1 protein-coding gene is annotated in these 13,998 nt (G+C 38.3%); it reads right to left on the reverse strand.

Features of this window, described 5'->3' with window-relative positions; translation table 11 throughout:
• Positions 1-108: 108 nt before the first annotated feature.
• The gene (locus tag FJR05_RS07375; RefSeq protein WP_168643521.1) at positions 109-13,758 is read right to left on the reverse strand and encodes a non-ribosomal peptide synthetase/type I polyketide synthase; all 13,650 of its coding nucleotides are present in this window, start codon (positions 13,756-13,758) and stop codon (positions 109-111) included.
• Between the last annotated feature and the right edge of the window lie 240 nt (positions 13,759-13,998).

Genomic DNA, 13,998 nt, shown 5'->3' on the forward strand with positions numbered 1-13,998 from the left:
CCTATCCCTGTTACTTCCTAATTCCTTTTTAGTGGGGGAGTGTGAACAGTTACTTTAAAAATCCTTGTAGAGCAGATAACTCTCTACAAACTTTGAGAAGATATCTAGTTAGAATTTGTTTCCAGAACTATTTTCCTGAGCTTTTTGTAAACAAATTATCAACTTTTCTGCCATGACTTTAACATTAGGTTCTTGCATAACAGTAGTGTGTGTTCCAGGAACTTCATAGATCTCCACTTGATGAGTAATTTGATCCCAACCACATTCTCTATCTTGGACAAAGTGTTCAGGTTGACTATCAGTAGCTTTAAATAAAGTCAATTTACCAGGATAAACTGATGATGGAACATAGGATCGTAGGGCTTGAGAATTAGCAGTAGCGACATTGAGAGTCCTTAGTGAAGGAAGCGATCGCGTGATATAACGCAAGTAAAGTTTATAAAAAATGCTGGCTTTACCTACTGTGAGATGAAACTGCATCCTTGACAATACGTAATTTAACTGATCTATGGGTTTCAATGTTAAAAAATGATTTAACTTGGACAAGATTAAATCACTTGTAGATACACTGAGTGAATTAGTATCATGAATTCTTGGAGCCTCCATGTCTAAAATAGCCACTATGGCAACTTTCTCACCTTGAGCATGGATCTGTTGAGCAATTTCAAAAGCTACTGCACCACCAAAGGAGTGACCAGCGATAAAATAAGGTCCATGAGGCTGAAGTCTGCGAATTTCTTGGATATAATTAGCTGCCATTTCCACCATAGAATTAATTGGCTCTTCTTTCCCATCTAGTCCTTTTGCTTGTAGCCCATAGACAGGTTGATCTGGCGGCAAATAACTTACTAATTCTCGATAGAAGAGGATATTACCCCAAATTGCATGAATCACAAATAAAGGTGGCTTATTCCCATTGGGTTGAATTGGCACTATACATGAATAATCATCGGATTTTTCTTCAACCCTTAATAGCACAGCTAACTGTTTTATGGTATTAGCTACAAACAAAGTTGCTAAAGTCAGGCGTTTACCCAAACTTTGTTCAATTGCTGTTAATAAATATAATGCTAATAGCGAATCTCCTCCTAATTCAAAGAAATTATCATCAATTGTGATGTTATTAATTCCCAAGACTTTTTGCCAGATTTTGAGCAGAGTTTGCTCAATCTGTTCTTGGGAAGATCCAGATGCTTGATTTATGACCGTATTTAGGCTTGAATTTTCGGACTGATCCTTAGTTTCTTCTATTTGTAAAAACTGTTTCCATCTAGGAATATAAAACCAATCGGAAATATTTGGTTTTTTCCTTGTATCCAGTTTAATTTCTGTGGTTTGTTTGGTAGGTTCAATCCAATAACGTTGGCGTTCAAAAGGATAGGTAGGTAAGGGAATCCGATAATTTTGCCCTTCTCCATAAAAGGCTGACCAATTAATCTCTAAACCTGCTAACCACATTTGACCAAGATTATTGAGGATGAAACTAACATCAGAGTATTCATCTTGAGGATGACGGATGGAAGTGAGGCTAATTTGGTCGCTGGGCTTGTCAGGATGGCGTTTGGAGAGGGTGCTTAATGTGCGTCCTGGTCCTACTTCTAGGAGGATTTGTTCTGGGTGATCAAAAAATTGTTTAACCCCATCGGCAAAGCGCACAGCTTGGCGTAGATGTTGAGCATAATAACTGGGGTTAGTAGCATCCTCATCTGTGATCCAAGTTCCTGTGACATTGGAAACAAAGGGAATGGTGGGAGGATTGAGGCGAACTTGTTTTACTTTTTCGGTAAAGGGTTCTAAAATCTCTGCCATCATTTGGGAATGGAAGGCATGGGATGTCTGTAGTAACCGACTTTCAATTCCTTGTGCTGCTAACTGTTGAGCAAAGGCTTCTATAGCTGGTGTTGTTCCCGAAACGACGCAATTAGTGGGGCTGTTAATGACGGCTATTTGCAGAGAAGTCCCGGTGAGTAGTGGTTCTACTTCGTTTTCCGGTAGAGGAACGGCGAGCATTGAGCCAGGAGCCATAGATTGCATTAGTTGACCTCTGGCGGCAACTAGGGCTAGGGCATCTTCTAAGGAAAATACTCCGGCTAAGGTGGCGGCTACATATTCGCCAATGCTATGACCGATCATGGCTGTGGGTGTGATGCCCCATTTTATCCATAATTGAGCGATCGCATATTCAATGACAAATAATGCCGGTTGGGTTGTGGCTGTTTGAGTCAGTTTTGCCGTTGCGGTGGCAATTTCCTCTGGATCAGGATATAAAACATCACGTAAATTAAAGCCTAAATGTGGTTGTAAAATTTCACAACTTATGTCAATTTGCTCCTGGAAATAGGGTTCTGTTTCATAGAGTTCTCGTGCCATATTTACATATTGAGAACCTTGTCCTGAAAACATGAAGACGACAGAACGGGGTTTAATTGTCCCGGAATTAGTGAAAACTCGGTTTTTCTCGCCTGTATTCAGGGTATTAGCTGCATCTACAAGATCACTCGCCACTAGGATGCGGCGATGGTTAAAACCAACACGCCCAACAGCTAGAGTATAAGCAACATCAGCTAGATTAATTTCTGGATTTGCTTGTAAATGCGTAGTTAAATTAATAGTTGCAGTATCTAAAGCTGTCGCCGTCTTGGCTGATATTACTATTAACTCCTTTGACTTTTGACTGGTTACTGAGCTTGTCGAAGTATTGACTTGTGACTTTCGCGCAGCGTTGTCCCATTCTTCCAACACGACATGAGCATTTGTCCCCCCGAAACCAAAGGAACTGACTCCTGCACGGCGGGGAAAATCATTACTTTCCCAGGGTGAAAGTTGAGTATTCACGTAGAAAGGACTGTTAGGAAAGTCAATCCCCGGATTAGGTCTTTCAAAGTTGAGGCTAGGCGGTATTTGTTGATGTTTAAGTGCTAGTGCGGTTTTTATCAACCCCGTTACACCGGCGACTGTATTTAAGTGTCCGATATTGCTCTTGACCGAACCAATAGCACAATAGCCTTTTTTGTCTGTTTTCATCCGAAAGGCTTGAGTCAGACCAGCAATCTCAATCGGATCGCCCAAGGCTGTGCCTGTACCATGTGCTTCTATGTAGGTAATAGTTTCCGGGGCGATCGCTGCATCTTCTTGGGCTGCTGCAATCACTGCCGCTTGACCATCAATACTGGGTGCTGTATAGCCTACCTTTAAATTACCATCGTTATTAATGGCACTGCCCTTGATAGTTGCGTAAATATAGTCGCCATCAGCGATCGCTCTTTTTAAGGGTTTAAGCACAACCACCCCCACACCATCTCCAAATAATGTCCCTTTAGCTTCCGCATCAAAAGTCCGGCAATGACCGTCTGGAGAGGAAATCATCCCTTCCTCATATAAATAACCCGCCTGTTGCAACAGAGAAACAGCACCTGCCAGGGCAATATCACATTCTCCCTTTAATAAACTTTGACAAGCCAAATGGACAGCTACCAGGGAGGTAGAACAGGCTGTTTGCACATTAATCGCAGGTCCAGTGAGATTAAGTTTATAAGCTACCCTCGTACTCAGGTAATCTTTACTATTACCCAGAGATATTTGTAACTCTAAAGCAGAATTTACCCAACGATCTTGAGCAATATCATGATTTTGTAAAATATTGTTCAATAAATAACTGCTGGAAGCCACACCTCCATAAACCCCAATGACATGGCCTCTATCTGATTGATAACCAGCATTTTCTAGCGCTGACCAAGCACACTCTAAAAACATCCGTTGTTGAGGATCAATAAATTGAGCTTCTCTCGGAGAATAACCAAAGAAAGCAGCATCAAATTCATCAATTTTAGGAATCAGAGCCGCGATTTTAATATAATTCGGATTGTTTAATAAATCAGGATCTATCCCTGGTAATCTCAATGTCACATCTTCATCTGACAATGGAGCAATAGATTCCACCCCATCCCGCAGATTTTGCCAAAATTCGTTGATATTTTCTGCCCCTGGAAACCGCCCCGACATCCCAATAATCGCAATATCTTTTGCCTCGGTAAGTGAGCGCTGCCGGGACACTGAGCGAAGTCGAAGTGCTGACTCCTGATTTAACAAATATTTAGCTAAACTCTCTATATTTGGATATTGAAATATATCCATAATTGATATTTCTATCCCTAATTCCTTAGCTATTTTGCTTTGCAATATAGCCGTGAGTAAAGAATGTCCGCCCACCTCAAAGAAATTATCTTTAATTCCAATCGGCTCAACCTCCAAAACCTCTTCCCAAATCTTAATTAATTCCCCCTCTAATCGGTGACTCCCTCTTTCTTCTTCCTGACTCCTGATTGGTCGCAGTCCCTGCGTCCCTAACTCCTTCTTCCTGCTTTCTTCCTTCTCCTGACTCCTGACTCCTGACTCCTGACTCCTTCTGAGTAATTCCCGACGGTCAACTTTACCATTAGGCGTTAGCGGTAATGCCTCTAAAATCACAAAAGCCGCAGGAATCATATAATCCGGTAATTGCACCTTCAGAAACTGCCGTAATTCTGGAATACTAGGTTGAGATTGTCCAGCCACAACATAAGCAACTAATTGTTTATTACCCGGAGTATCTTCTCGAACAACAACTACCCCTTGTTCCACTTCGGGATGTTTATCTAAAACATTCTCAATTTCCCCAATTTCTATGCGAAAGCCCCGGATTTTAACTTGATTATCTATTCTGCCCAAATACTCAATATTACCACTAGGTAAATAACGAGCTAAATCTCCAGTTTTATAAATTCGTGAATTGGATTTAAAGGGATTATTGAGGAAGCTGCCAGCATTCAATTCTGGACGGTTGAGATATCCCCTAGCTACCCCATCTCCACCAATATAAAGCTCCCCAATTACCCCAATCGGCACAGGTTGAAAACTCTGATCTAAAATGTAAGTCTGGGTATTAGCAATAGGACGACCAATAGACTCAGGTGCATCTTCATTACTAAAATAACGATCAGCTTTAACTTCACAAATAGTTGACCAAACCGTAGTTTCCGTTGGTCCATAAACATTCCACAATGAACCGACCTTTGCTAATAGCCGATTTGCTAATTCTCTTGGTAATGCTTCTCCACCACAAATCACCTTTAAATTAGTATTTCCTGGCCACTCTGATGCTAACAACATTCGCCAAGTCGCTGGAGTTGCTTGCATAACATTTACTGCATGGTTTTGGATTGCCTTGGCTAATTGTCTACCATCTATGGTCATTTCTCGACTAGCAACTATTATGCTTGCACCCACAGTCAGAGGCAGATAAATTTCTAAAGTGTGAATATCAAAAGAAATTGTGGTTACGGCTAATAAGTTATCCCCATGATTTAATCCTGGTTTATTCTGCATAGAACTGATAAAATTCACCAAAGATTGATGGCAAATTTGCACACCTTTGGGTTTGCCAGTTGAACCAGATGTATAAATTACATAAGATAAATTATCGGGTTTAACTTCACTTTCTGGATTTGATTCACTGTGTTGAGAAATAACCGCCGATTCTCTATCTAAACAAATAAATTGAGTTTCATTTTGGGGCAGTGTAGCTAATAAGTTGCTGGTAGTTAGTAATAATTTAGCTTGAGAATTATCAAGAATATAGGCAACCCTATCAGCAGGATAGGTAGGATCTAGCGGTACATAAGCTGCACCTGCTTTGAGGATTGCCAGTAAGCCGATTACCATTTCTAAGGAACGTTCTAGACAAATTCCCACCAAAGATTCGGGTTTAACTCCTGAAGATTGGAGATAATGCGCCAATTGATTAGCTTGGTGATTTAATTCTCGATAGGTAAGTTTTGCTTTAGCAAATACTACAGCTACGGCATTTGGTGTACGTTCTACCTGTTCCTCAAATAGTTGATGAATACATTTATTCTGGGGATATTCAATTTGAGTATTATTCCATGCCACAAGTAGCTGTTGTTGTTCATTTTCTGTTAACAGTGGCAACTCTGATATGGGTTTTTCTGGATTAGCAATAATATTTGTGAGTAAGGTCTGGAAATTTCCATTGATTCGTTCTATGGTGCTGTCATCAAATAAATCGGTGTTGTATTCCCATTGCAGCAGTATTTCCGTGTCCATTTGGTTGACGTTTAAAGTTAAGTCAAATTGTGCGGCATTCTTTTCCACTTCCCAACGATTAATATTTAACCCATTAAGCTCTACTTTTTCCTGTAAAATATCTTCATTCAATATCAGCATCACCTGAAAAATAGGTGCATAGCTTAAATCCCGTCGCGGTTGTAATACCTCTATCAATTTCTCAAAGGGCAAATCCTGATACTCATAACTGCCGACAATTACTTCTCTCACCCGTCCCAATAATTCTTTAAAACTAGGATTACCAGAAACATCAGTCCGCAGCGCCAAAGTATTGACAAAGAAACCTATCAAGTCTTGAGTTTCACTATGTTGACGATTCCCCAGCGCAGTCCCTACCACAATGTCTTGACTATTTGTATAGCGACTTAGCAAGGTGTTAAATGCTGCTAACATAATCATAAACAGGGTAGATTTTTCTTCCTTACCCAATAATCTCAACTGCTGAGTAATTTGCCCAGGCAAGAAAAAAGACTGTGCTTTGCCTTTGAAACTTTGGATTGGGGGTCTAGGTCTGTCCGTTGGTAGTGATAATAATTCCGGTGCGCCGGTTAAGTGTTTTTTCCAGTAATTGATTGAGGACTCAAGTACATCACCTTGTAGGTATTGGCGTTGCCATTGGGCAAAATCAGCATACTGGATGGGTAGTTCGGCTAAAGATGATGGTAAATTTTGAGAAAATGCCGTGTATAGTGAACTTAATTCCTGGAAGAGAATCCTCATTGACCAGCCATCAGCCGCGATATGATGGATAACCAACAGGAGAATATATTCTGTCTTGCTGATTTGCAATAAACAACTTCGCAGCATTAAGTCTTGAGAGAAATTAAACGGGCGTTGAACTTCTTGAGATAATAATTGTTGGATTTCTGTTGCTTGTGCTGATAAGGGTTGATTTTGTAGGTCAAATATCTGCAATTCTCCGGGACGAGCCGCATTAATTATTTGAATTGGGTTGCCATCTTCATTGGTGAAAGTTGTCCGCAATACTTGATGACGAGCAATTATGGTATCCAGGGCTTGTTGTAATGCGGAAATATTCAAATCACCCAGACAATGATAGCTAGAAGAAATGTGATAATCGGCTCTTCCTGGTTCTAGCTGTTCTAAAAACCACAGTCTTTGTTGAGAAAAGGATAAGACGGCTGAATTTCGGTTAATTTGCCCAGGCACAATTGACATTTTATATATTGGGGTGTTTTCTGAGGAACTATCTATAATTACGGCTAATTCTGCTATGGTTGCTGCTTGAAAAAACTGACGTAGGGATATTTCTCTAGATAATTCTTGGGTTATGGCATTAATTACTTGCACAACCAGTAGGGAATGTCCACCTAAGGCAAAGAAGTTGTCATGAATACTGATTCTTTCTAAACCTAAAATCTGACTCCAAATCGTCGCTATAATTTTTTCTGTTGCGGTGCTAGGGGCAGTAAAGTTATCGGACGATAACAATTTATATTCTGGTATTGGTAAGGCCTTACGATCTATTTTTCCGTTAGGTGTCAGCGGCAAAAAATCCAATCTCATGTAAGCCGCTGGTAGAAAATGGTTGGGTAATTTTTGGCTGAGATAGTCGCGGATTTCTCCTTCACTAATCCGTGCTGCTGATTGAAATACTATGTAAGCAACTATGCGTTTATCTCCTGGAACATCTTCACGGACAATGACGATACTTTCTTGGATTTGGGGATGTTGATTAATTAAGGATTCTATTTCTCCTAGTTCGATGCGGAAACCGCGAATTTTCACTTGATTGTCTAATCTACCTAAAAATTCAATATTACCATCAGCTAAATAACGGGCTTTGTCGTTAGTTTTATATAAGCGTTGGTCTAGATTATGGGGGAAATAATCTGCAAAAGGATGAGGAATAAATTTATCTGCTGTCAAGTCTGGAAGATGCAAATAACCTCTAGCTAATCCTGCTCCACCGATGTATAGTTCTCCTGGTACACCGATAGGTACAGGCTGATTATAGTCATCTAGTAAATAAACTTGGTTGTTGGGAAAAGGACGACCAATGGGAGTAAGTTTGTCACTGGATAAATCTACTATTTCTGTTTCAAAATAAGTTGTGTCAATGGTGGCTTCGCTGACTCCATAGGAGTTAATCAATCTGGTTTGCTGACCACAAAAATTACGAATATGTTGATATTCACTCAAGTACCAACTATCAGAACCCGCAACTAGCAATTTCATGAAAGCTAGATTTTGGTTGGTTTTTTCTAGATATTGAATTAAGTTTTTCAAAACTGCGGGGACAAACTCCGCACAGTCAATTTTTTGCTGCTGTATGAGTGTGTAAAGTTGTTGAGGATCAAGGAGGAAATCTCTGGGACAAATCACCAGTTTTGCCCCGGAACAAAGGGCGCGAACAAAATCTCCAGAACAGACATCAAAGGAGAAACTGGCCATTTGTAAATGGCTGGAAGTTTGAGAACTGAGGTGATAGGTGTCTTCCCACGCTAGGTAAGCATTAATCAAACTCCGATGTTCGATCATTATTCCTTTGGGTTTACCTGTTGAACCAGAGGTATAAATAATGTAAGCGAGGTTGTGGGACTGGGTTTGATGACTGGGGTTTGATGAAGTTTGTTGAGTAAATATAGACTTGTCTGTATCTAAACAAATGACTTGGGCTTGATGATGGGGTAAAGTTTCTAGTAGTGCAGATTTGGTGAGGATGAATGGGACTTGAGCATCACTGAGCATGAATTCTAAGCGCTCAGGGGGATAAGCTGGGTCTAGAGGTAGATAAGCTCCACCAGCTTTGAGGATTGCTAAAATACCAATTATCATTTCTAGAGAACGTTCGACGCAGATTCCCACTTTCACTTCGGGTTGTACACCCAAGGAACGTAAATAATGGGCTATTTGATTGGCTTGAGTATTTAGTTCTTGATATGTTAATTCCTGGTTTTCCCAAACTACGGCGATCGCATTTGGTGTTCGTTCTACTTGCTGTTCAATTAGTTGGTGAATGCAGTTATATTGGGGATATTGAATGGTGGTACTATTCCAATCTAAAAGTAATTGTTGTTTTTCCTGTGCTGTCAGCAAAGGTAAATTAGCGATTGGGGATTGGGGATTGGTAGCTATGGCTGCTAACAAGGTTTGGAAATGCCCTACCATTCGCCTGATTGTAGCTGAATCAAATAAATCTGTGCGATATTCAAAAAAGCCAGCTATTCCTGTATCTGTCTCTTCTAGTTCTAGGGTTAAATCAAATTTAGCAATTTTGATATTCTGTGGTATTCGAGTAATATCTAAACCGGGTAATTCGAGCGATCGCGAAGCGCTGCTGCAAGCAGTTCGCCCTCCAGTATTTTGCCAAGCAAACATCACCTGAAATATAGGATGATAATTTAAAGACCTTTCAGGATTTAATTTTTGCACTAATTGATCAAAGAATAAATCTTGGTGTTCATAAGCACCTAGCGTTGTCTCTTTTACCCTTGCTAATAATTCTATAAATGAGGGATTTCCCTCTAAATCAGTTCGCAAGACTATGGTATTGACAAAAAAGCCAATTAGTCTCTCCACTTCCTCTGTGTTTCTGCCAGCGATTGGAGAACCAATTACTATATCTGTTTGTCCAGAATAACGATACAGCAATATCTCGAAAGCTGCCAACAGGGTCATAAATAATGTTACGCCATATTTTTGGGAAACCTCTTTGAGTGCTTTTGATAAACTGCTAGATAATTGTATTGCTTCAGTTGCTCCTATAAAACTAATTTCTGCTGCTCTGGGCTTATCTATAGGCAAATCTAAAACAGGTTCAATTCCTGCTAATTTTTCTTGCCAATACTGCAATAAATTATTGAATTTATCATCATTAAAACATTGTCTTTGCCAATGAGAAAAATCTGCATAACTAATTGGTAAATCCACTATTTCTGTAGTTTCACTGTTCAGAAAACTACTATAAAATGCTAACATTTTACTAAATAGTAAGTTCCAAGACCAATCATCAAAAATAATGTGATGAATAGTTATGAGTAGTAAACTTTCGGTTGCAGATAACTTAATTATTTTTATTCGCCAGAGGGGATAAACGGTTAAATCAAAAGATTCCTGAATAATTTCTTGTTGTAATTGATTAACAATTTGTTGACGTTCATCTATCGGCGAATTCTGCAAATCTATCACAGGCACTTCTATTTTTTGAGGTTCATGAATCACCTGTATAGCTTGACCATTAAAGGTTCTAAATGTTGTCCGCAAAAGTTCATGACGTTGAACTATATTTGCCCAGCTTTGTGAAAAAGCCCTAATATCTAGTTCTCCAGTTATTTGGTAAGACCTACTCATATTATAGGCATTATTATTAGGTTCTAATAGCCACAAAAACCATAAACCTTCTTGATTATAGGAAAGAGGTATATTATTTTTTCGATCAACAGATGGAATTTTTTCTATTTTGAATTGTGTCGCCAAATTAGAATTAGATTCTATCCATGTAGACAAAGATTCTATCGTAGGTGTCGCAAACAATTGACGTAAGCTTAAATTAACTTTTAAAGTTTGCGTAATTCTAGAAATCACTTGGATAGCTAATAAAGAATGTCCTCCTAATTCAAAGAAGTTATCGTTAATGCTAACAGAAGACACACCCAAAACTTGTTCCCAAATTGTTGCTAATTGCAGTTCTAATTCATTCCGAGGCGCAACAAATATTTCTGCTAATTCTTGTTGAAAATTCTCTGGTGCGGGTAAAGCCCGACGATCTATTTTACCTGTTGGAGTGAGGGGAAAAGCCGGCAGGATCAGAAACGTAGAAGGTATCATGTATTCAGGTAACTTTTCTTTTAAATAGTTTCTGAGTTGTTTAATAGAAATTGTTTGGCTAGTTTCCTGATGTGAGACTAATTTAGGAACGATATAGGCAACAAGTCGCTGATCACCTGATACATCCCTACCCATGACTATCGTTTGCTTAACGCCAGGATAAAGGGCAATGATAGATTCAATTTCGCCTAGTTCAACACGCTGTCCTCTAATTTTGACTTGATAATCAGCCCGACCAATAAATTTTATCGTTCCATCAGGCAAATGACGGGCTAAATCTCCAGCTTTGTATAAGCGTGATTCGGAGCGATAGCGAAGCGCTCCGTTGGAATCGCTAAATGGATTGGGAATAAATTTTTCGTCAGTCAAATCTGGACGGTTAAAATAGGAGCGAGCTAGGCTACTACCTGATATGTGAATTTCCCCAACTTCACCAACAGGTACAGGGGAAAGATGTTCATCTAATATATAAATTTCTGTGGTAGCAATTGGTCTACCAATGGGAACAATTGTGATCTTATCTTCATATTCATCAGGAATTGGATAAACACAAACTATGCCAGTTGTTTCAGTCTGCCCATACATATTAATAAAACTGACATTCTGATTAAAATCAAATCGCCATTTTCTAGGAACATCAGATAATAATGGTTCACTCGCAGACAGAATTAACCGCAGTTGATTATCCAAAATCTGGTTTCGTTCTTCAGTTGCCAAGTTCTCTAATAACTCTGTACAACTTCTCCAATAAGACGGAACTAGGTCTATAATTGTGATTTGACGTTGTTGAATTAATTCAAATAGCACCAATGGTGTTTGGATTTGTTCAATGGCTGCTATGACAACTGTAGCCCCTTGAGATAACGGCACCATTAGCTGTCTCACAGATGAGGAAAACGAAAAGGATGCCGTATGCAAATAAGTATCTTTTCTATTAAGCTGGAATGCCTGACTCATGGCATGAACATAATTAGATATATTCCCATGTGGAATTTGCACACCTTTAGGTTTACCAGTAGATCCAGAAGTGTAAATTACATAAGCAAGATGCTGTAATGTCACCGCACTAACTGGATTTTCTGGACTTGCTTGGACAATATTTTCCCAATCGCTATCAATGCAAATTAACTCTCCATCGAATTTAGGAAGTGCGCTGACTAAATTCTGTTGAGTCAGCAGTATTGATAATTGAGTTTCGGCAACTATAAAAGCAATCCGTTCTTGAGGATATTTGGGATCTAAAGCGACATAAGCACCTCCAGCTTTAAGAATACCTAAGATACCAATAACTGTTTCTAGAGAACGTTCTAAACACAATCCTACTAAGACTTCCGATGTGACTCCTAATTTCTGTAAATAGTGAGCGAGTTGATTAGCCCGGTGATTAAGTTCCCTATAGGTTAATTGTTGGTTTTGATAAACAATTGCTATATCCTCTGGTGTTTTTTCGGCTCGTTCTGCAAATAATTGATGAAAACATTTACTTTGATCATCATTGATTTCTCGTAATCCCTGATTTTCAATATCACTGATAATGTCTAATTCCTGAATAGCTTTTTCAGGAAATGTTAGAACGGTTTTCAGTAAGTTTTCTAAATGTTGTTGACAAATATGAATTTGTGTTTCTGTCAAGAAATTGCTATCATAGTGAATAACTAATTTCAAGCCTTTTGTAGTTAATAATCCAGCTAATTTTAGTTTAAATTTATCTGTATAGCTATGAATTTGCATCAATGAAAATTCTAATTCACTGTTTTGATGATTAGTTGGATGAATTTCCATAAATTCAAACCCAAAGGGAGAATATCCAGAATTACTAAAAACTTTCTCCCAATCAAAAACATCTTGCCAGCTTTTACATAGTTCGATGGTTTGATTAACTTCACTGAGAATTTCTGTAAATGGCTGATTTTTATCAGAAATAAGCTGAACAGGTACAGTTTTATGAAATAATCCAATGGCTGAATCTAATTCTTCATAGGTTCTGCCATCAAAATTATAGCCAATAACTAATTCACGTCTGCCTGTTAAGCGACTTAATACAATATGCCAACAAGTTAATAAAATTTGGCTAATGTTGGTATGATGATTTTTGGCAATATCCTCTATTTGTTTTTGTAAATTTTCATCTACTTGCCAATTTATAAATCGAGGTTGGAAATATGATTGATTACTTGGTAATTTTTCTCCAGGAAGTCTCAGATTAAATCCAGGATCAATATTATATTGTTGCCAATAGGCTTGAATATTTTTTAATTCTGTTTCTTGTTCAGCAATGGCTTGATGTTGATATTCACAAAAATCAGCATATTGTAATATTTCCTCTGCTGTATCTGTATCTACGTCATTAACGTAATTATTATAATATTTGCTAATTTCTTGAAAGATGTTTTTTAAACTAACTGTATCCGCACACAAACTAGATAAGTTAATAATTAATATATGTTCAATTAGCGATAAATGAATAATCGAGATTTGAGATAATGGCGATTTTGCTAAGTCAAATTTTACTGAATTAGGATTTTTTAATATTTCTGAAATTTGCTGTGCTTGTGTTGCTGTATCTACATTTGTTAAATCACTTTCTTCAATAGATAGATTGATAAAATCATTAATTACTTGTACAGGTAAATTCATTCCTGGTAAACAGGGGAATTGTGTCCGCAGTATTTCATGACGTTGAATAACATTCTCTATGGCAGATTTTAACACTGCGATTTTGAGATTCCCACGAATAGAAATAGCACAATGGGATATATACTGAAAATTAGGATTATTAGATTGTAGTAAATATAAAGATTTTTGCCCAGAAGAAATTTTAAAGCCAGTCATACTATTTTCCATTTTGATATATCCTACCTAATTGACTCAATTCTTATTAATTAATCCTTAATTTAGCGGTATGTAATTGAATGACGGACAAATTTACTGAAAATAAACTTCGTAGGTTGGGTTTGCTGTCGCTGAACCCAACTTACTGTTCTCCTGACTTACAGCAGTTTTCATGTATTGAGACTATACTCTTGATTGTAACTGTTCACACTCCCCCACTAAAAAGGAATTAGGAAGTAACAGGGATAGGAG

The sequence above is a fragment of the Dolichospermum sp. UHCC 0259 genome (assembly GCF_009711935.1).
Taxonomy (GTDB): domain Bacteria; phylum Cyanobacteriota; class Cyanobacteriia; order Cyanobacteriales; family Nostocaceae; genus Dolichospermum.

Bases quoted from the DNA above. Each gene is read 5' to 3' on its own strand.
- FJR05_RS07375 (WP_168643521.1), bottom strand. From the start codon at position 13,758: ATGGAAAATAGTATGACTGGCTTTAAAATTTCTTCTGGGCAAAAATCT.